The sequence below is a fragment of the Hoylesella nanceiensis DSM 19126 = JCM 15639 genome (assembly GCF_000379965.1).
Taxonomy (GTDB): Bacteria; Bacteroidota; Bacteroidia; order Bacteroidales; family Bacteroidaceae; genus Prevotella; species Prevotella nanceiensis.
Genome location: NZ_KB904327.1, coordinates 212473 through 234435, shown reverse-complemented (window position 1 = coordinate 234435; position 21963 = coordinate 212473). Strand labels below are relative to the sequence as shown.

Below are 21963 nucleotides of genomic sequence, written 5' to 3'. Positions count from 1 at the left end.
TTTCTAAATTACTTTCCGTTATACTTTCTGGATCTTTATATTAAGTTTAAAGTCATCAAAATCAACTTCTTCACCGTCATTAGCTGCAATTGTGATATTATCAGCTAACACTTGACCTTTGATATATTCTCCATAATGGTCAATTGCAGCGTGCATTTTGTCATGTTCTGCAACCACAATATCGATACGGTCTGTTATTTCTAGACCATTATCTTTACGCATATTTTGAATACGATTAATCAACTCACGAGCCAAACCTTCTTGTAATAACTCTTCAGTTAATTCAACTTCAAGGGCAACTGTTACGTTACCTTCGTTTGCAACCAACCATCCTGGAATGTCTTCGTTAATGATTTCAACATCTTCTTTCTCGAGAATCACTTCTTGTTCTGCAATAACTCCAAGAACATAGTTTGCTTTTTCTTTCAAGCTACGCTCTATTTCAAGAATATCTTCTTGTGTTAGAGTATTCACTTTATTAGCAATGTCTTTCATTAACTTACCATATTTCTTACCAAGAGTACGGAAGTTACATTTTATTTTCTTCACTAAAACACCATCACCTTCGATGAAGTTTAGTTCTTTTACATTCACTTCGTTCTTAACAAGCTCTGCAATAGCCTCGATATGTTTACGTTGCTCATCATCAACTGCAGGAACCATTATCTGCTGAAGTGGCTGACGCACCTTGATATTTACCTTTCTTCTAAGAGCCAAAATCATTGATGTTATCTTTTGAGCAATGCTCATTCGCTCTTCAAGGTCATGATCAATATATTCTTCTTTAGCCTCTGGATAATGTGCTAAGTGTACAGAATCAAATGCTTCACGATGTGTTGCAGACATTAAGTCGCAATATAATCTATCTGCAAAGAATGGTGCAAATGGCGCTAATAATTTCGAAATAGTTTCCAAACATGTGTAAAGAGTTTGATAAGCACTTAGTTTATCTGTGCTCATTTCTTTACCCCAGAAACGTTTTCTGTTCAATCTTACATACCAGTTTGATAAATCATCATTCACAAAAGCATCAATCAAACGACCTGCTTTAGTAGGACTGTATTCAGAAAGCTCCTTATCTACATTACGAATCAATGTGTGTAAGCAAGATAATATCCATCTATCAATCTCTGGACGCTCATTCAATGGAATTTCTTTCTCTGCAAATGAGAATCCATCAACATTGGCATAAAGAGCAAAGAATGAATAAGTGTTATATAAAGTACCGAAAAATTTACGACGAACTTCGTCTACTCCCTCTTTATCGAACTTAAGATTATCCCATGGTTCACTATTGGTCATCATGTAGAAACGTACAGAATCTGCTCCATACTTTTCTATCATATCAAATGGATTCACCACATTACCAACGTGCTTACTCATCTTATTACCCTTAGAGTCAAGTACAAGACCTGTTGAAATAACGTTCTTAAAGGCAACACTATCAAATATCATGGTTGCAATTGCATGTAGAGTGAAGAACCAACCACGTGTTTGGTCTACACCTTCATTGATAAAGTCTGCGGGGAAAGCAAGACCTTTATCTATCAAATCCTTATTTTCAAAAGGATAATGCACCTGTGCATAAGGCATAGCACCAGAGTCAAACCAAACGTCTACGAGGTCGGTTTCACGGGTCATTACCTTTCCTTTGCTACTAACAAGAACGATATTATCAACATAAGGACGATGAAGATCTACCTTATCGTAATTCTCTTTTGAGTAATCTCCAGGAACAAAGCCATTATCTTTCAATGGGTTTGAAGACATAAAGCCTGCTTTTACAGCCTCTTCAACCTCATTATACAACTCTTCTAACGAGCCAATACACTTTTCTTCACCATCTTCATCTTTCCATATAGGTAGTGGTGTACCCCAGAAACGAGAACGAGATAAGTTCCAGTCGTTTAGATTTTCAAGCCAATTACCAAATCTTCCTGTACCAGTTGATTCAGGTTGCCAGTTAATTGTCTTGTTCAATTCAAACATTCTAGCCTTCTTAGCTGTACTCTTTATAAACCAACTATCTAGTGGATAATAAAGAACTGGCTTGTCAGTACGCCAACAATGAGGATAGTTGTGTACGTGCTTCTCTATTTTGAACGCTGTTCCTTCTGCCTTCATTTCGAGAGCTATAATCAAGTTGAGATCTTCTGCAGCATTAGCAGCTTTCTCATCATATCCGTTTACGTTAAATTCTGGAGCATAAGCGTTCTTCACATAGTCTCCAGCATGATGTTGATAAGCCTCAACATCAACACATTTTGCAACGAAGTTGTCATCTAGTTCATCTACAGTATAATATTTACCTTGTAGATCAACCATAGGACGTGTTTCGCCTTTCCTATTGATTAAGATAACAGGAGGAATGCCCGCATCGTTTGCAACCTTAGCATCATCAGCACCAAAGGTATTTGCAATGTGTACAATACCGGCACCATCTTCTGTTGTTACATAGTCTCCTGGAATAACACGGAATGCTTCTTGAGACATTTCAACAAAGCGTTCTTTTCCGTTTTCAGATGTAAATACATTTTCAGGATGAGCTTCTGCAAAACGAGTAACAAACTCTGCAGCATTATTATCTAACTTTGCACTTGGTTTTACCCATGGCATTAATTGATAATAATGTATTCCTACGAGTTCACTACCCTTATAACTACCAATTACTTTATAAGGAATAACTTTGTCACCTTGCTTATATTCGTTTAGAGGAAGGTCTTTTCCTTCTGCACTTAGATAAGCATTTAAACGAGATTCTGCCAATATAAGAGTAACAGGTTGTGCGTTATATGGATTGTATGTTTGAACTGCTACATAGTCAATGTTTGGTCCAACACACAAAGCTGTATTAGAAGGAAGAGTCCAAGGGGTTGTTGTCCACGCCATAAAATATGGAGTTCCCCACTCTGTCCATTCGCTCTTTGGTTCTGCGACCTTAAATAATGCAGTTACAACTGTATCTTTTACATCTCTATAACAGCCTGGTTGGTTCAACTCATGACTTGACAATCCTGTTCCAGCGCCTGGTGAATAAGGCTGAATAGTATAACCTTTATATAGATATCCCTTTGTATAGAATTGCTTTAAAAGCCACCAAAGAGTTTCAATATACTTGTTTTCGTATGTGATATAAGGATGTTCTAGGTCTACAAAATAACCCATCTTCTCTGTCAACTCACGCCACTCTTCTGTAAATTTCATTACATTCTCACGGCACTTGTGGTTATACTCTTCTACAGAAATATATTTATCAGATGCTTTATTGTCGATATCTTTCTTTGTAATACCTAGCTCTTTCTCTACACCAAGTTCAACAGGAAGACCATGTGTGTCCCAACCTGCTTTACGATGAACTTGAAAACCTTTCATCGTTTTATAACGGTTAAAGGTATCTTTAATTGCTCTTGCTAGAACATGGTGTATACCTGGGTGACCATTTGCAGAGGGTGGACCTTCAAAGAACACAAATTCTGGACAACCTTCACGTTCTTCTATTGAGCGATGGAAGATGTCTTTAGACTGCCATGCAGCCAATATTTCATTATTGGTCTTTGTTAAATCCAGACCAGAATATTCTGCAAATATCTTACTCATATACTTAATATTGTTTTTATCGTTAATTTACTAGGTGGCAAAGGTAACAAAAAAATATATTAACAACAAATTTTTAAAAGTCTAGTTGCATTTTCATTATACCCTATTGACAATATTCATTTGTAAAAAGAATTCTCCTTTTACATTTAATTCCATCAAAAGAAACTTTTATCAAATGTTTTTTTAGCTTAAAATATAGCTCTTATTATTGATATTATTGGTCTTTTTACTACCTTTGACTATTAGTTATTTTAAATAAGAAAGAGAAAGTTTACATCGTAAATTGCTTATTTCTTCGCTCGATCTTGTAATAATTAGAATTTAAAAGTAGGAGGTTTAGACATGACACTTAATGAGTTATTATATAAAATAAAAGATTCTGATAATAAAGATGTTATATTAAATAGTTTAAATGAAACATCTAAGCTAATATTAAGTAAGTATATGATAGAAGTTGAAGGAATAAGATGCTATCCTATCGAGATCGAGAACTATTATTTTAAACCTCAAGTTTTCGAAGATTGTTATGTCCATTTAAATGAAATTCAAAAGAATCATTTTGGCGAGTTGTATGTTCATCGGCTCGGAAAAGATGCGACAAGTAAATATAAGATGGATAATAGAGTGTGCATGGGTATTGTTCTTTCCAACTCTGATAATTATTTTTATAGTGTACTTATTCGCAGTGCAAGATTCGAAGACGGCACAATACTTTTCGGTCCTAATAACGTTTTAACTCACTTTGTTCAGCTGATTAATCAGAAACTCAATATCATAGATCCTAGTTTCTTTGAAAATAAAAGAAAAGGAGGTTTCACGATGAGTGCTATTTTTCCTTTTATAGAGAACAAACAAGCACTTTTCTTAGCAGATAAAGAAGAAGATCTTAGAGATAAAAGTTATCTAATGTATTCTTCAAGAGTAGGCATTGGGGATGAGAATCTATATTTTAGAAATCTTCCACTAAGAACTTTGATTGGTAAACTATCTAAAGACTTTGACTTTAAGGAGAAGACACTAATACTCAAGAACTATCTTGAAAGCCATAATCTAAAAGGAGAAGAAGCTAAAAGAATAACAAAAGAGCTTACAGAACGTGGTGCAAAAGATGCATAAGTCAATACTTATACGCATCTACTCTATTTTAATTAAACAAAAATCCCGATACTATTTTAAATATATGGCATCGGGATTAAAGTTATATTTTATATAAAGTATTTAGTTTTCACAGAACTGCTGATCTTCAATACAACTCTTAAGATCTTCACCTCTAAGATCTTTTGCGATAATCTCACCTTTCTTATTAACTACTAAGATATGTGGAATAGATTCTACTCCATATAATCTTGCGGCTGCATTATCCCATCCTTGAAGGTCAGAAAGTTGTGTCCACGACATTTTATTCTCTTCAATTGCACTCTTCCAGCTATCTTCATCTTCATCTAAAGAAATGCCAACGATACCAAGCCCACAGTCTTTATATTTGTTATATAAACTAACAAGATTAGGAACTTCATGCATACAAGGTCCGCACCAGCTTGCCCAAAAATCTACAATTGTAATTTCGTGCTTTGCAACTTCATCTTTTAATGATATCTTTTTACCATTAACACTAGTCATAGTAAAATCTTTTATCATCTCTACAGTAGGTGTATAGTTTGTAGAATCGCTCACCTCTTCAGTTGAAGCAATTACAGGTTTCGCTTCTTTCTTCTTACAACCTACTAAACAAACTGATGCAATTATTGCAAAGAATAAATACTTCATTTTCATACTTTTACACTAAATATTGTGAAGAAATACTTTCATTAGAAACAACTCTGCGTATTGTCTCAGCAAACATGTCAGCAACTGAAAGTTGTTTTACCTTTGAACTATCCTTGCAATAAGGAATAGAATCAGTGAAAACAATTTCTTCTAAGGCAGAAGCATTTACTCTTTCTGTTGCAGGACCACTCATTACACAGTGTGAAGCACATGCACGTACGCTCAATGCTCCAGCTTCTTTCATAATATCTGCAGCCTTTGCAATTGTTCCTGCTGTATCAACCATGTCGTCAACAATAACAACATTCTTTCCTACGACATCACCAATAATCTGCATTGTGTCTACAACATTAGCACGAGCACGTGTCTTGTTACACAAAACAAGCGGACATCCTAAGTATTTTGCATAAGTATTAGCACGCTTACTACCACCAACATCAGGACTAGCAATAACTAAATTGTCTAGTTTTAGGCTTTGAAGATAAGGTAAAATAACTCCAGAAGCATAAAGGTGATCTACAGGAACATCGAAGAAACCTTGAATTTGGTCTGCATGAAGATCCATTGTTATAAGACGATCGATACCTGCAACCATTAAAAGATCAGCAATAAGCTTTGCTCCAATACTAACTCTAGGCTTGTCTTTTCTATCTTGACGTGCCCAACCAAAGTAAGGAATAACAGCAATAATATTACGAGCTGACGCACGTTTTGCTGCATCTATCATGAGCAAAAGCTCCATCAAGTTGTCTGAAGTAGGGAAAGTACTCTGTACCAAGAATACATCTCGTCCACGAATAGACTCCTCATAAGATACCGCAAACTCACCATCTGAGAAGCGAGTAACGACTAAATTACCCAAAGGACAATTTAAACTTTTACAGATTTTCTCTGCAAGATATCTCGAACTAGTGCCCGAGAAAATTAAAAAAGAGTTATTTTCACTCATCATCTTAATATTTTAGAAATAAGAATCGATATATAATTATTCTGAATTTATTTGTTACTTATTAACCTATGGCTCTTTTTATCTTTTGGAAATGATGAATTAAATCTCTGTAATCAGTTTGGTTTTGAATATCAAATCTATTCCAAAGATCTTCACACAGCACAACTCCTCCAAAGCCTAATGCCTTCGCAACAGGTATAGTTTCTAAATTAATATTGCCCATTGCGTACACATTTTTATTTATATAACCACTCTTTGCAGCCTTTTCTAAAAGGTCTAAAGAGTATGTTTTAGTATCTGAATTTTCTTGTTTAGGCAAAAGGAAGTTCGAGAAAAACACATATTTAGAAATCTTTACGGTGTCTTTTAACAACGAAAGATCGCCACATGTTCTACTAACTTTCCCCTTGTATCCTTCTGGTATTGGTGTATCAATAGTGTCAAGATGTATTCCTCCGAGTTCAAACTCATTCTTCAAATAAAAATTATCATGAACGGTTGTTCTTTTTCTATTATCCTCATTCAATAAAGAAAGCAATCTTTCTGAATAAATTGGAGATGCTTCCCATTTACAAAGATGTAGATTTTCCATACCCTCGTTGAAGAGAGTTGTAAGTATTTTATCTTCTTCTACAAAGAATGTAGAATGGGTCATTACTGCGAGTTTCATCTGCATTTGTTTTATTGGCACTACAAAAGTATAAAAAAAACAGATAACAAGCAATTATATCCTACATAATTACATCTTTAGTTGAAAATAATTAAAACGAAATGAGCTATTATCAAAATTTCCAACGCAATTGCATCTCTACATAATTCTTAGATTCTTTCACATTTACAGCATCTTTTCTATTGATTTTCTTATTATGATGATAAAAAGAACCACTTACCTTTGCAATGAGCATTAAACTATTATTGATATCCCAACGATTACCTAATGCATAGTGAAAACCTTTTCCATAGAACATAGGAAAAGAAAATTGATAAAGAAGACCACGCTCATAAGCATATATCCTACTATCATAATCATCGGTATTGTAATAAGAAATAGTTCCAAAGATATTACAAGTATTAGTTTTAAAGAATCCACTTTGTTCCAATCTCCACCCTAAACTATTCTCTAAAAAATGATGATAAACCACATCGAAGTTTGTTTGTGTACCCCATTGAATTCCATCATATCCCAAAGAAAAGCGGGCTTTATGAATTATTTCATTGGTTATTAACTCATTCTTCTTATCCTCTTTCGGTCTCATTTTACATTTATAGCGCAATAAGTAGGTCCATTTTTTTTGCTGCAACTTGACACTTAGAAATGGCTCGACAGCCCAAGAGGCTTCTGATATTTGATATTTAGGCCAGGGGAAATAAGCAAAATCTACATAACCTGTTATAGATAAAGATTGAATGGGATTATAAGAAGCACCTAAAAACAAGCCACTTTCATTTTGTAGATGTCTTCCTTCATTAAAAGCATTACCTAAAAGAGAATAGTATCGATAGCTATACCATCTTTGAAGCAAGGTAAGTTTTAGTAAACTTGTTAACTGGTAATTGATTGAATTAATAGTTGCAAAGGCTTTCTGATTATTCATTGCCGTCTCACCATGTACCACCACTCGCCTACTTAAATAGCTATAGTCTACTCCTATATTATAAAAGGTAGAACCTTCAGGATAGAACTGCTTGTATATTTGATTTTTATTAGGAAGAAGAGGTTTACTAAATCCTGTGAATGCCGTTGTTAATCCAACTCCAAATCCATTTCTCTTCCAACCAACTCTCAATCCTCCCACCCATTGATAAGCATTATTTTTTCTATCCATCTCACTCTCTGTGCGGTGCAATCCTGTCTTTAAAAGGGTTACAATAGACTCTTTGTCTTTGGTTAAAGTAGCATCAACAGCCCTATAAGACGTCCATAATGTTGTTTCAAAGCATTTCGACCAGCTTAAAGTAGTAGCTAACCCTTGCATAAAATTAGCAGAAGAAGCCGAAGAATGACCCCTTACGTTGGTGTTGACTTTATCGATACTTGCAAGTGATATCTGTTTTCCAAAGTTGAAATCATTATTGATAACAAGTCCCATTCCTGTTTTTAAACGATACCGTCCTATCACCATTTGCTTGATAATACCAACTCGCTGCAATGCAAGATAATAAGAGTAGAAATCGTATCCATCTTTATTCTTATATTGAAAGAATGGTTCCCCCATGTCTTGAGAAGTCGTAAAACCCACCTTTAAATAATCTGAAAACTGAAATTTATAACGCAATTGATGTTTAAGAGCATAGCCTAAGTATCTATTTCCGCTGAGGTTTTGCTTTTCTAAAGGCACTTTTGCCATAGCCATAAAAGTTGAATGTCCATACTTAAAGGCCGTTTCAAACCCTGGAAAAGTTTCTGCTTGAATGGCATCAAGGGTTAAGAAATGAAGCAAAAGATTCCGACTTACAGCATCTAAAGGCTCAACCAAAACCAATTCGGAAAGTGTTTTTAATGGCTTATACTTATAAACATACTCAACAATGCCTTCTATTTGCTCTCCAGATAAAAAAGTTAAAGCCTCTAACTCTTCTTTTGTTATAGAGTTGATACTCATTTTATTATCAGCATGCTCACTTAGAACATCATATAACTCTTGTGCTGCTTCGTGCTCTAACATATTTATATTTACAAACTCTTCATAGTCTTTTACCCAGTCGGTCTTTGATTGAGCATGAACTAAAGCTACAGAAAAGTAAGTACAAACGATGAAAACGAGTCGTAGAAGAGTTGTTTTCGAAATACAAAAATAAAAAGCATATCGCCTTATACCTATACTTTTAAAGATTAAAAGAATAGTTATGCAAAGTGCAACTAATAACTTACAAAGTGTTGGATAGCACCATTTTGATGATAATCGACTATCATCCATATTTCAAAAAGGTTAGTTTGGCTTATTTATAATAAAGGTAGGAAGATTTTCTATATTGAGTCGCCCTGCAAAACAGCTGCATCTGTTATGGGAACAACCATACGAAGCTCTTCTTTTTGACTCCATTGCACTTGATAAGTCTTACCATTAAAATGGTCAAGCAACATAAAATTATAGATATTGCTAGTTGAATAAAGTTCAAAACGTCCGTTTTCACCTTCACTATTCTGAGTTAAAGATTGGTCGTTCAATACCCATTCGCCTTGCTTTCCTGACTCAAGACTATATTGAACCTGCCATATCTTTCCGGTCTTTGTATCAAGTTTTAAGAAGGTCCACATGTTTTGTGTTGGATACAATTCGTAGCGGGCACCATTATTCACCTCTTGTTTGGGCTTATTTTGCGTTTTCTTATCAACTTTAGAACAAGAAGTTGCAACACATAAAAGGGTAAAAAGAATTATAAATATATTACGCATGGTGATAGATTGATTTATAGTTGTTTAGTATTTAGTAATTTCCAACTTAGCAGTCTTTATTTTATGGTTTTACAAAGATAATAGATACAAGAAAGAAATACAAACAAAAATATACATTTTTTACGACATAGATAAAAAATAACTGACAAATAATACATTATATACTCATTTATGATAAAACCCGAGGGTAAATAAGTTGATAGCAGAAGGATTAATATCATGCTATAAAAATAGTATTTTAATAATAAAAGGACTGCTATTAGACAACAAAACAATTGCTATTATCGATCAAAAGGGTAGTTATTTTACATCAAAAGATGAATTTTAAGACATAAAAAGAGGGTAAAACAATAAATGCTTCACCCTCATTCCTATGTTAGAAATAATTATTTTTACATCATTCCACCCATTCCTGGTTGTCCCATTGCAGGCATTGCGTTATCTTCTGGCTTATCAACTATGATACATTCAGTTGTTAAGAACATTCCAGCAATTGATGCTGCATTCTCTAAAGCCACACGAGAAACCTTTGCAGGATCGATAACTCCAGCCTTACGTAGATCCTCATAAACATCTGTTCTTGCGTTATAGCCGAAGTCATTCTTACCTTCACGCACCTTTTGAACAACGACAGCACCTTCTCCACCTGCATTAGCTACAATCTGACGCAATGGTTCTTCGATTGCACGCTCAACGATGTTGATACCTGTTTGTTCGTCTTGGTTATCACCCTTAAGTTCTTTTAGTGCGTCAAGAGCATGGATATAAGTAGAGCCACCACCAGCAACTACACCTTCTTCAATAGCTGCACGAGTTGCATAGAAAGCGTCATCAACACGGTCTTTCTTTTCTTTCATCTCGACTTCGCTATTTGCACCAACATAAAGAACAGCTACACCACCGGCTAATTTAGCAAGTCTTTCTTGCAACTTTTCTTTATCATAAGAGCTTGTTGTACTTGCAATTTCATTCTTTATTTGGTTAACACGATCTTGAATGCTTTCCTTTGAGCCTGCACCATTTACGATAGTTGTGTTCTCTTTATCGATAGTTACTTTCTCTGCAGTACCTAACATTTCAAGAGTTGCTTGTTCAAGCTTCAATCCTTTCTCTTCACTTATAACAGTTCCACCTGTTAAAATAGCGATATCTTCAAGCATAGCTTTACGACGATCACCAAAACCTGGAGCCTTAACTGCACAAATCTTCAAACCAGCACGTAGACGGTTTACTACCAAAGTAGTCAAAGCTTCACTGTCAACGTCCTCTGCAATCACCAATAAAGGTCTGCCTGTTTCTGCTGCAGGTTGAAGAATTGGAAGGAAATCTTTGATGTTACTGATCTTTTTATCATAGATAAGAATGTATGGATTGTCCATAACACACTCCATTTTTTCAGAATCTGTTACGAAATAACCAGAGAGATAACCTCTGTCAAACTGCATACCTTCAACTACGTTAATATAAGTTTCACGGCTTTTACTTTCCTCAATAGTAATCACTCCGTCTTTACTTACCTTGCGCATTGCATCTGCAAGCAACTTACCTATTTCAGGATCGTTGTTCGCTGACACTGTTGCAACTTGCTCAATCTTATCATAATTGTCTCCTACTTGCTCAGAGTTAGTTTTGATATAATCAACAACTGTCTTCACAGCCTTATCAATACCTCTCTTAAGATCCATTGGATTAGCACCTGCAGTTACATTTTTTAAACCTTCAGTTACAATCGCTTGAGTCAAGATAGTTGCAGTTGTTGTTCCATCACCAGCGTCATCTCCAGTCTTACTTGCTACACTTTTAACAAGTTGAGCACCAGTATTTTCAAATTTATCCTCTAGTTCTATCTCCTTTGCAACGCTCACTCCGTCCTTAGTAATAAGTGGAGCACCAAACTTTTTCTCGATAACTACATTGCGACCTTTAGGACCTAAGGTTACTTTTACAGCATCTGCAAGTTGGTCTACACCACGTTTTAAAAGATCACGTGCATCTATATTGAATTTAATTTCTTTAGCCATAATGATAATTATTTATATTGTTGTTCTGTATTTTTATTTATTAAAAACTGCCAATACATCACTTTGACGCATTATAAGGTATTTAACTCCTTCTAATTCAAGTTCTGTACCACTATATTTTCCATAAAGAACTTCATCACCTTCCTTCAAAATCATAGGCTCATCTTTAGTTCCTTCGCCAACAGCAACAACGTTTCCCTTTAATGGTTTCTCTTTTGCTGTGTCAGGAATAATGATTCCTCCTACTTTTTCTTCAGCTTGTGCAGGTAGTACAAGCACTCTGTCTGCCAATGGTTTAATATTCATAATCATTAAATTTATATTTATTACTTATATTATTTTCTTGCAACCTGAATTATCAAAAACTATGCCAAAGACACATTTGGCAGTAATTTGACAATAAAATTGCAAATCATTTCTGCTTAATATTGAATTATTAAGCCATTCTATAACATATATTTTGCCTAAGTGATAGAGCTATTTCTAATAATTATGCTATCTTTGCAAACGGTTTATAAACAACATATTAAAACACAAGTGTGTGAAATATTTATACAAATGAAAAAGGTTCTATTTCTAATATTGACATTATTTGCAATACAAACAATAAAAGGTCAAACATCTTTCAATTCTGCTTTATTCAACTTTCAATCGGGTTTATCACCTAAAAGAGAAGTTCGTGCAGTGTGGCTAACCACTATTGGCGGATTAGATTGGCCCCATAATTATGCTCAAAATCCTGCTTCAATCAGCAAACAAAAGAAAGAATTACAAATAATACTCGACCAATTAAAAGCAGCAGGCATCAATACTGTCTTATTCCAAACACGTATTAGAGGTACTGTTGTATATTCTTCAGATTACGAACCATGGGACGGATGCTTGTCAGGTGTGCCTAACAAGTCACCAGGATATGATGCTTTAGAGTTTGCTATCGAAGAATGTCATAAAAGAGGTATGGAAATTCAGGCATGGATTGTAACCATTCCTATCGGTAAATGGAATCAAGCAGGCTGTAAAAATCTTCGCAATAGATATCCTGCTTTAGTGAAAAAGATTGGAGAAGAAGGTTTTATGGACATGGAAAATCCTCAAACTGCTCAATATCTTGCTGATATTTGCGGAGAAATAACAAACAAATATGATATTGACGGCATACATTTGGACTATATTCGTTATCCTGAGACATGGAACATAAAGGTTTCTAGAGAAACAGGAAGAAACCATATCACCAACATTGTAAAAGCTATAAGTTCAAAGGTATATGGACTCAAGCCATGGGTTAAGATGAGTTGCTCTCCTATTGGAAAGTTTAACGATCTTAGTAGATATTGGAGTCATGGTTGGAATGCCTATCACAAGGTATGTCAAGATGCCCAATTATGGTTAAAAGACAATCTTATGGATGAGTTATATCCTATGATGTATTTCAAAGGAAACCAGTTTTATCCATTCGCAATAGACTGGGCAGAGAACAACTACGGCAAGACTATCGCTCCAGGACTAGGTATTTACTTTATGGATCCAAAGGAAAAGAATTGGAGTCTTGAAACAATTACACAAGAACTCAATGTTTTAAGACAATATCATCTTGGCAATGCTTACTTTAGAAGTAAGTTCTTTACAGATAATTTAAAAGGACTCTACTCTTTCGTGGCAAACGATTATAATAGATATCCTGCCCTTATTCCTGCTATAACATGGCGTCATAATGTTGCACCAAGTGCTCCTCAAACCATAAATGTAGACAAGACTAATGGCAAAATATCATGGAGTGGCGCAAAAGATAACAGTAATGCTCCCTACCTATTATATAATATATATGCCGATAACAAGTTCCCTGTAGACATCAATAACCCTGGAAACCTTGTTCAAACACGCTTAAAAGAAGAGACTACCACCATTCCTAATAATGACAAGCTATTCTATGCCGTGACAGCAATGGACAGATATGGCAACGAAAGCAATGCTATTCAAGAGAAAAAGAATAGCATTTACACTGTAGAAGCACCCCTATTGTGGCTCAATACGACTGAAAATAGCGTCCTACTATCACAAGATATGCAATACACATCATCACTTGTTGCTATTGAAACGCTACAAGGAACTCCATTATACACAAGAAGTATAAAGGATAACAAAGTAAATATAAAGGGTATTCCACAAGGAGAATACGTCTTAAGAACTATCAATAAGCACAACAAAGGAAGTATTATAGGATATTTTAGGACAAAATAACAGAAGAATATCAAATGACATTGACAGACAGAAGATTAAAAATAAATATCAAAAGATAAAAGAATCTTTCGTTAGAAATACCAAAATACTGATACAGAATGATGTAAAAATGCAAGATTAACAGGCATTTATGAGAAAAAAGTAATAATAAATTTCCATATAACATCGAAAAATCGTATATTTGCACACCTTATTTGGAGAATAAGGAAAAAGATATATAAAAAGAAAAGATAAAATGACAAAAGCGGATATCATTAATGAAATAGCCTTATCAACAGGCTTACAAAAGAAAGACGTTGCAGTTGTTGTTGAGAGTTTGATGGGAACTATCAAGGATAGCCTACTCAACAAAAAGGAAAACGTGTATCTTCGAGGATTTGGTAGTTTTATAATTAAGCACAGAGCAGCAAAAACTGCACGCAATATTCTTAAGAATACCACTATGACTATTGATGCACATGACTTCCCAAGTTTCAAACCAGCAAAGAGTTTTGCTGAAAAAATGAAGCAAGGATAATCCCCAATCTGCATCGAAGGATATAAGATTAAGAGATTAAAATAACACAATAATAATTTTAAAACAATACAATTATGCCAAACGGTAAAAAGAAAAAGGGCCACAAGATGGCTACTCACAAACGTAAAAAGAGATTAAGAAAGAATAGACATAAGAGCAAATAATTGCCCTCTAACGTCTATCGAAAGAGGGGTATGTCAGAGATTTCATCAGAATATTTTTGACATACCCTTTCAATTTTAAACTAAGCAGGAAGAAAAGAATGACAAGTGAAATCATAATTGATGCACAAGAGAAAGAGATCTCTATTGCTTTACTTGAAGACAAAAACCTGGTAGAGTATCAAACAGAGCCTCGTTCAGCTTCTTTTTCTGTTGGTAATGTTTACATTGCTAAAGTAAAAAAGCTTATGCCTGGGCTCAATGCGTGCTTTGTTGATTTAGGTTATGAGCGCGATGCCTTTCTTCATTATCTTGACTTAGGAAGCCAATTTAACTCTTACGATAAGTATTTAAAACAAGTACAGAGCGATAGAAAACGCTTATTCCCATTCTCGAAGGCAACAAAGTTACCTGATATAAAAAAGGATAACAGCATTCAAAATACTCTAAGTGTTGGACAAGAGGTATTAGTTCAGATTGTTAAAGAACCAATATCTACCAAAGGTCCTCGATTAACAGGAGAACTTAGCTTTGCCGGAAGATATTTGGTTTTAATTCCATTCAGTAACCAAGTATCAGTTTCTTCAAAGATTAAGAGTGGCGAAGAACGTGCAAGACTAAAACAACTTATCCACAGTATTAAGCCACAAAACTGCGGTGTTATTGTTAGAACCGTAGCAGAAGGCAAACGAGTTGCTGAACTAGACGCTGAATTAAAAATCCTCAACAAACGTTGGGAAGCTGCTATTACCAAAGTACAGAAGACACAAAAGCGTCCTCAACTCATCTATGAAGAGACAGGAAGAACAATAGCTCTACTAAGAGACCTATTTAACTCCTCTTTCGAAAATATTTATGTTAATGACAATGAAGTCTTTAATGAAGTAAAAAATTACATCGGACTCATAGCACCTGAGAAAGAATCAATTGTAAAAATGTACTCAGGTTCAGTGCCAATTTTTGATAACTTCAATGTCACTAAACAGATTAAATCTAGTTTCGGTAAGACAATTAATTATAAACATGGGGCTTACCTCATCATTGAACATACCGAAGCACTACATGTGGTAGATGTTAATAGTGGAAATAGAACACGCTCTGAAAGTGGTCAAGAAGCCAATGCACTAGACGTAAACCTTGGTGCTGCAGACGAACTTGCTCGTCAATTAAGACTTAGAGATATGGGTGGTATTATTGTTATCGACTTCATTGATATGCATTTAGCAGAAGATCGACAACTATTATACGAAAGAATGTGTAAGAACATGCAAAAAGATAGAGCACGTCACAACATTCTTCCTCTAAGTAAGTTCGGCTTAATGCAGATTACTCGTCAACGAGTTCGACCAGCAATGGACGTCAATGTTGAAGAAACATGCCCCACTTGTTTTGGTAAAGGCAAAATTAGATCGAGTGTTTTATTTACAGAACAACTAGAGAGTAAAATCGACCGACTAGTCAATAAGATTGGTATCAAGAAATTCTTTCTTCATGTACATCCTTATGTTGCTGCATATATCAACAAAGGTCTCATCTCAATCAAAAGAAAATGGCAATTTAAATATGGCTTTGGAGTTCATGTAATTCCTTCACAAAAACTTGCCTTTCTACAATATGAGTTCTTCGATGATCAAAAGCAATTTATCGATATGCAAGAAGAAATAGAAACAAAATAAAGAAAACTGGAAGATGTAAGCATTATTACATTTTCCAGTTTTCTTTTTAATATCCATCGTATATAGATAATATCAAATGTCTATTTAATTTGTATTCTTACCTATAAAATAACACCCTTCACATTATCTTACTCGTATTCCCCTACTCTTTCATTTGTAACTTGAGACATATTAATAATTAAAAGCATTGTTATTACACCCAAAGAACATAGCTTTTAAGTGACAATAACAATGCTTTTATAAATTGACAGAATACGAATCTTATTGAAACAAGTATTCTTTATATACTTTTATTGCTGCTCAATAGATTCAAGACCTACATTCACCGCCTTCATGTTCAAAGGAATAAGGTGGTGGTGGCGTTCAGGAAGCGATTTAAACAATGCTTTCTCCAAACCTTGAACACTTACAATAGGACAAACCTTAAGCATTCCTCCTAATACAATCATATTGAAAACTTTAGCATTCTTCAATTCTATAGCCTTCTTCATTGCATCAATTCGATATACTTGTATATCTTTTCTTTTAGGAGGATTGATTATTCCGTTGCCGTCATATATCAATATTCCACCTTCCTTTACCTTAGGTTCAAACTTATCTAAAGATGGCTGATTAAGGACTACTGCAACATCATACTTACTTAAAATAGGTGATGATATTCTATTGTCACTAACAATTACAGTTACGTTTGCTGTTCCACCTCGTTGTTCAGGACCATAAGCAGGCATCCAAGTCACCTCTTTATCTTCCATCAAGCCTGTGTAGGCAAGCATCTTTCCCATAGAAAGTACACCCTGTCCACCAAATCCTGCAATTATAAATTCTTTCTTCATAGCTTTGTAATGTCTTTTAAATCTCCCTTTGGATATTGGTCAAACAAATTATCTTGCATCCATTTATTAGCATCAACTGGAGTCATTTTCCAACCACTACTACAGGTTGCAACAATCTCTACCAATGAAGAACCTTTGCCTTCCATTGACATTTCAAACGCTTTGCGAATGGCTTTTTTTGCTTTTGCGATAGCTCCTACTGTTTCAACACTTTGTCTTGTGACATAACAAGTACCTTGAAGTCTACTTGCAAGGTCACTCATATTAAGCGGATAACCATGCAAATCAGCATCTCTACCAAAAGGACAAGTTGATGTTGGCTGTCCTAATAGAGTTGTTGGAGCCATCTGTCCACCTGTCATACCATAAATAGCATTATTGATAAAGATGATGGTTATATTCTCACCTCTATTTAATGCGTGGATAGTTTCAGCAGTTCCAATACATGCCAAGTCGCCATCTCCCTGATAGGTAAACACCAATTTGTTTTGCCATAAGCGTTTTATACCAGTTGCAATGGCTGGAGCACGACCATGTGGAGCCTCTTGCCAGTCTATATCTATATACTTGTAAGCGAAAACTGCACATCCAACAGGAGATACTCCAATTGCATTTTCTTCCATTCCCATTTCGTTGATCACCTCAGCAACAAGCTTATGAACCACCCCATGAGAACAACCTGGACAATAATGCATCTTACTATCATTCATCAATTTGGGCTTTTCATACACCAAATTCTTAGGATCTATAATAGCTTCTCTGTTCATTGTATTCTCTCCTTTAATGCTTTTATAATCTCCTCTGGTTCAGGAACAATTCCTCCAAGACGTCCAAACTGTGCTACTTTGATATTCTCGCCAACAGAAAGACGTACGTCTTCAACCATTTGTCCTGCATTTATCTCAACAACTAACAAACCTTTCTTTCCTTTTATGGCTTCTCTCAATTCTTTTTCAGGGAAAGGCCACAAAGTAATAGGACGGAAAAGAGCAATATGCAAACCTTCTTCTTTTGCTACTTCAATAGCGTTTTCTGCAATTCGAGCTGCACTACCAAAGGCAACAATTAAATAATCTGCATTTTCATTATGCGTTAATTCGTAACGCACTTCGTTCTCTTTTATTGTTTGATACTTGCTTTGTAGACGATGATTATGTTTTTCCATAGCATCGGGCATAAGCTCTAATGATGTAATAACATTTACATCACGATCTTTTCTTTTACCTGTAGATGCCCATGGACATTCTTTTATAATTTCTTCTTCTGTCTTTCGTGGCTTAAAAGGAGGCAAAACTACCTTTTCCATCATTTGTCCTATGATACCATCGCTTAATATCATCACTGGATTTCGATATTTGAAAGCCAGTTCAAAGGCATCATCAACAAAGTCTGCCATCTCTTGTACTGAGTTAGGAGCAAGCACAATTACATTGTAATCGCCATTACCTCCACCACGAGTAGCTTGGAAGTAGTCACTTTGAGAGGGCTGAATGGTTCCCAATCCAGGACCTCCTCGCTGTACATTAACAATAACTCCTGGTACTTCCGCACCAGCCATATAAGATATTCCCTCTTGCATTAACGCAATACCAGGCGAAGATGAGGTCGTCATAACTCTCTTTCCAGAGCCTCCTCCACCATAAAGCATGTTAATAGAAGCCACTTCGCTCTCTGCTTGTAGCACCACCATACCAGTTGTTTCCCACGGTTTAAGCTGTGCTAAGGTTTCTATTATCTCACTTTGAGGGGTTATTGGGTAACCGAAATAACCATCGCATCCACATCGAATAGCGGCATGCGCAATGGCTTCATTACCCTTCATCAATTTAATTTCTTGTTCGTTCATAAAGGTTTACCCTTTCTCTTCTTTTGTTCTGTATACGGTTATACAGCCATCAGGACACACAATTCCACATGCTGCACATCCAACACAATCGTCAGGATGTATGGATTCAGCATAAGAATAGCCTGAAACATTAACCTTGTTCTGTGTTAATGAAATCACGTCTTTAGGGCATGCAACTACGCAGAGCATACAACCCTTGCAACGATCAGTGTCCACTACAATGGCACCTTTCATCTTACTCATTTCTAAACTATGGATTATAAATGTCTTTGCAATAAAAATTGAAAATACTATCAAGTATCTTTTTAGCCTCAACGGCTGGTGAATTGGGATCTAGTTCTATTGCCTGCATATAGCAAGACAATGCTTCTTGTAGATTTCCTTTCTGTTGATGAAGACAACCTAAATCGTAAAATTCTTGTGCGTTCATCATTTATAATATTCCTTCTTGCCCGCTATTAATGTGTTTTTCATAAGAGAACATATTGTCATAGGTCCAACTCCACCTGGTACAGGTGTAATAAATGAACACTTAGAAGATACGTTCTCAAAATCAACATCACCGCTTAATCTAAATCCCGACTTTCTTGTTGCATCTGGAACTCTTGTTGTTCCTACATCAATAACAACGGCTCCTTCTTTCACCATATTTTCTTTTACGAAGTCAGGGATACCAATTGCAGCTATAATAATATCTGCTTCTCGGCATATTTCTTCTATATTTTTGGTACGAGAGTGGCACACTGTTACAGTAGAATCACCATATTCCTTTTGCAACATCAATTGAGCCATAGGCTTACCTACAATATTACTTCTACCTAATACAACGCATCTTTTTCCTGATGTTTGAATATTATAGCGTTGAAGTAATGTGATGATACCTAAAGGAGTGGCAGAAATGAAGCAAGGAAGACCGATACTCATTCGTCCAACATTAATTGGATGGAATCCATCTACATCTTTTCGATAGTCTATTGCTTCGATTATACGTTGCTCATTGATATGTTTTGGCAATGGTAATTGCACAATAAAACCATCAACATCACTATCTTCGTTTAACTGCTTCACACAATTGAGAAGTTCTTCTTCTGTAATATCGTCTTCAAAACGAATTAATGTAGACTTAAAGCCGCATTGTTCGCATGCTAAGACCTTATTCTTTACATAGGTTTCGCTACCTCCGTCATGACCAACAAGTACCGCTGCAAGGTGTGGTTGCTTACCTCCACTTGCCATAATACTTTTTACTTCAGCTGCAATTTCTTCTTTTATAGCAGCTGCAACAGCTTTTCCATCTATGAGTTGCATGATAAGAATATTTTAATTAGTCATTATTTACATTCCGGGCATCTTCATTCCCTTCATTCTATTCATCATATTCGCCATGCCATTGCCTGTTACCATCTTCATCATCTTTCGTGTTTGATCGAATTGTTTCATCAATCTATTCACCTCTTGAATATCGGTTCCTGAGCCTTTAGCAATGCGTTGGCGACGACTTGTATTAATAATTTCAGGGTTTGTTCTTTCTTTTGGGGTCATACTCTTGATGATAGCTTCTACACCTTTAAATGCATTATCATCAATATCTAAGTCCTTCACCGCCTTTCCAACACCAGGAATCATCGATGCAAGGTCTTTTAAATTACCCATTTTCTTTATCTGTTCAATTTGCTTTAAGAAGTCATTAAAGTCAAACTTGTTCTTTTGAATCTTCTTTTGTAAGCGTTTTGCTTCTTCTTCATCAAATTGTTCTTGAGCTCTTTCCACTAGAGATACGATGTCACCCATACCCAAAATACGGTCTGCCATACGTGAAGGATGGAATAAATCAATTGCTTCCATCTTCTCACCTGTACCCACAAACTTAATAGGTTTAGTAACAACTGTTCGTATTGACAATGCAGCTCCACCACGAGTATCACCATCTAACTTGGTAAGTACAACGCCATCGAAATCTAATCTATCATTGAACTCTTTTGCAGTATTCACTGCATCTTGTCCAGTCATTGAGTCAACAACAAACAATGTTTCTGTTGGTTGAACCGATTCTTTCAGCTTAGAGATTTCATTCATCATCTCTTCGTCAATAGCTAATCGTCCTGCGGTGTCTATAAGCACAACATCATAGCCTTTAGCCTTAGCTTCTTGAATACCATGTTGAGCAATTTCTACTACATTCTTATTCTCTATTTCAGAATAAACGGGAACTCCAATTTGCTCTCCAACAACCTTTAGCTGTTCAATAGCAGCTGGACGATAAACGTCACACGCTACAAGTAAAGGCTTTTTATTTTGTTTTGTCTTTAAAAGATTAGCGAGTTTACCTGTAAAGGTTGTTTTACCCGAACCTTGCAAACCGCTCATCAAGATAACTGAAGGATGACCTGTTAGCTTCACTTCAGCGGTTTCACCACCCATCAATTCTGCTAATTCATCGTGAACGATTTTCACCATGAGTTGACTTGGCTTCACTGCGGTAAGCACATTCATACCCATAGCTTTTTGCTTCACTGTATCTGTAAAGCTTTTCGCCACTTTAAAGTTTACGTCGGCATCCAAAAGGGCACGTCTAACATCCTTAAGTGTCTCTGCAACATTAATCTCTGTTATCTTGCCTTCGCCCTTTAATATCTTAAATGAACGTTCAAGTCTATCGCTTAAATTTTCAAACATATTTTCTTTTTTCTTATTTTTTATTTTCTAATACCACAAAAGTAACTAATAAAATGGTTATATTTTAAAGAGTGAACTTGCTTTTAATGTATTTTAAAATAGTTTCCTTTTAAAATGCGCACATAAGAAAATGATGTGCATAAAAAACAAAGCTATAAGAATATCACTTTTCTTATAATTTCTCCTCAACCAAGTTTTGTTACTTTCTTACGCTTTTACGTTTTAGTGTTTATTTATTTCTACAATAGAAGCAGATTTACAAAGACGAGAATCATTCATTTTTGG

The 21963-nt window shown here is 35.4% G+C and carries 19 protein-coding genes; 4 read left to right on the top strand and 15 right to left on the bottom strand.

Annotated elements, in window-relative coordinates:
- Positions 1 to 18: 18 nt before the first annotated feature.
- Entirely contained in the window at positions 19 to 3597 is a 3579-nt protein-coding gene (gene ileS / locus A3GM_RS0101030) for an isoleucine--tRNA ligase (RefSeq protein WP_018361523.1), read from the bottom strand.
- A 342-nt stretch (positions 3598 to 3939) separates the two neighbouring features.
- Here ileS and A3GM_RS0101025 point away from each other — a divergent pair, with 342 nt between their 5' ends.
- On the top strand, positions 3940 to 4713 hold the full coding sequence (locus A3GM_RS0101025; RefSeq protein ID WP_018361522.1) for a hypothetical protein: 774 nt from the start codon (positions 3940 to 3942) through the stop codon (positions 4711 to 4713).
- Positions 4714 to 4815: 102 nt separating this feature from the next.
- Here A3GM_RS0101025 and A3GM_RS0101020 read toward each other — a convergent pair whose 3' ends face one another.
- The 7 genes from A3GM_RS0101020 to A3GM_RS0100990 form a co-directional block, all read right to left on the bottom strand.
- Positions 4816 to 5370 carry a peroxiredoxin family protein gene (locus A3GM_RS0101020; protein WP_025829746.1) on the bottom strand — a complete coding sequence of 185 codons (555 nt, stop codon included), beginning with the start codon at positions 5368 to 5370 and terminating at the stop codon, positions 4816 to 4818.
- A gap of 4 nt (positions 5371 to 5374) precedes the next feature.
- On the bottom strand, positions 5375 to 6313 hold the full coding sequence (locus A3GM_RS0101015) for a ribose-phosphate pyrophosphokinase (protein ID WP_018361520.1): 939 nt from the start codon (positions 6311 to 6313) through the stop codon (positions 5375 to 5377).
- Positions 6314 to 6374: 61 nt separating this feature from the next.
- On the bottom strand, positions 6375 to 6983 hold the full coding sequence (locus tag A3GM_RS0101010) for a beta/alpha barrel domain-containing protein (RefSeq protein WP_018361519.1): 609 nt from the start codon (positions 6981 to 6983) through the stop codon (positions 6375 to 6377).
- 112 nt (positions 6984 to 7095) lie between these two features.
- Positions 7096 to 9231, bottom strand: coding sequence for a helix-hairpin-helix domain-containing protein (locus tag A3GM_RS0101005; protein ID WP_202898614.1), 2136 nt, complete (start codon positions 9229 to 9231; stop codon positions 7096 to 7098).
- 50 nt (positions 9232 to 9281) lie between these two features.
- Positions 9282 to 9710, bottom strand: coding sequence for a hypothetical protein (locus tag A3GM_RS0101000; protein ID WP_018361517.1), 429 nt, complete (start codon positions 9708 to 9710; stop codon positions 9282 to 9284).
- 392 nt (positions 9711 to 10102) lie between these two features.
- Complete coding sequence (gene groL, locus A3GM_RS0100995) at positions 10103 to 11731, bottom strand: chaperonin GroEL (RefSeq protein WP_018361516.1); 1629 nt, start codon at positions 11729 to 11731, stop codon at positions 10103 to 10105.
- Between the two features lie 33 nt (positions 11732 to 11764).
- Positions 11765 to 12037 (bottom strand): co-chaperone GroES, encoded by a 273-nt coding sequence (locus A3GM_RS0100990; RefSeq protein WP_025829747.1) that lies wholly within the window; start codon positions 12035 to 12037, stop codon positions 11765 to 11767.
- Between the two features lie 252 nt (positions 12038 to 12289).
- Here A3GM_RS0100990 and A3GM_RS0100985 point away from each other — a divergent pair, with 252 nt between their 5' ends.
- From A3GM_RS0100985 to A3GM_RS0100970, 3 genes are all read left to right on the top strand, one after another.
- Positions 12290 to 13969 (top strand): glycoside hydrolase family 10-like protein, encoded by a 1680-nt coding sequence (locus tag A3GM_RS0100985; RefSeq protein ID WP_018361514.1) that lies wholly within the window; start codon positions 12290 to 12292, stop codon positions 13967 to 13969.
- Between the two features lie 235 nt (positions 13970 to 14204).
- Positions 14205 to 14486 (top strand): HU family DNA-binding protein, encoded by a 282-nt coding sequence (locus A3GM_RS0100980; RefSeq protein WP_018361513.1) that lies wholly within the window; start codon positions 14205 to 14207, stop codon positions 14484 to 14486.
- Between the two features lie 262 nt (positions 14487 to 14748).
- Positions 14749 to 16323 (top strand): Rne/Rng family ribonuclease, encoded by a 1575-nt coding sequence (locus A3GM_RS0100970; RefSeq protein ID WP_018361512.1) that lies wholly within the window; start codon positions 14749 to 14751, stop codon positions 16321 to 16323.
- 290 nt (positions 16324 to 16613) lie between these two features.
- Here A3GM_RS0100970 and A3GM_RS0100965 read toward each other — a convergent pair whose 3' ends face one another.
- The 7 genes from A3GM_RS0100965 to ffh are packed head-to-tail and all read right to left on the bottom strand — an operon-like array spanning position 16614 to position 21678.
- Positions 16614 to 17156 (bottom strand): 2-oxoacid:acceptor oxidoreductase family protein, encoded by a 543-nt coding sequence (locus tag A3GM_RS0100965; protein ID WP_018361511.1) that lies wholly within the window; start codon positions 17154 to 17156, stop codon positions 16614 to 16616.
- Complete coding sequence (locus A3GM_RS0100960; protein WP_018361510.1) at positions 17153 to 17923, bottom strand: thiamine pyrophosphate-dependent enzyme; 771 nt, start codon at positions 17921 to 17923, stop codon at positions 17153 to 17155. The genes A3GM_RS0100965 and A3GM_RS0100960 overlap by 4 nt, the downstream gene beginning before the upstream one ends.
- Positions 17920 to 19002 (bottom strand): 3-methyl-2-oxobutanoate dehydrogenase subunit VorB, encoded by a 1083-nt coding sequence (locus tag A3GM_RS0100955; protein ID WP_018361509.1) that lies wholly within the window; start codon positions 19000 to 19002, stop codon positions 17920 to 17922. The genes A3GM_RS0100960 and A3GM_RS0100955 overlap by 4 nt, the downstream gene beginning before the upstream one ends.
- Positions 19003 to 19008: 6 nt before the next feature.
- Positions 19009 to 19245 (bottom strand): 4Fe-4S dicluster domain-containing protein, encoded by a 237-nt coding sequence (locus A3GM_RS0100950; protein WP_018361508.1) that lies wholly within the window; start codon positions 19243 to 19245, stop codon positions 19009 to 19011.
- A 7-nt stretch (positions 19246 to 19252) separates the two neighbouring features.
- Positions 19253 to 19432 carry a tetratricopeptide repeat protein gene (locus A3GM_RS0100945; protein ID WP_025829749.1) on the bottom strand — a complete coding sequence of 60 codons (180 nt, stop codon included), beginning with the start codon at positions 19430 to 19432 and terminating at the stop codon, positions 19253 to 19255.
- The gene (gene folD / locus A3GM_RS0100940; RefSeq protein WP_018361507.1) at positions 19432 to 20310 is read right to left on the bottom strand and encodes a bifunctional methylenetetrahydrofolate dehydrogenase/methenyltetrahydrofolate cyclohydrolase FolD; all 879 of its coding nucleotides are present in this window, start codon (positions 20308 to 20310) and stop codon (positions 19432 to 19434) included. Before folD ends, A3GM_RS0100945 begins: the two co-directional genes overlap by 1 nt.
- Before the next feature lie 27 nt (positions 20311 to 20337).
- Positions 20338 to 21678, bottom strand: coding sequence for a signal recognition particle protein (gene ffh, locus A3GM_RS0100935; protein WP_018361506.1), 1341 nt, complete (start codon positions 21676 to 21678; stop codon positions 20338 to 20340).
- Between the last annotated feature and the right edge of the window lie 285 nt (positions 21679 to 21963).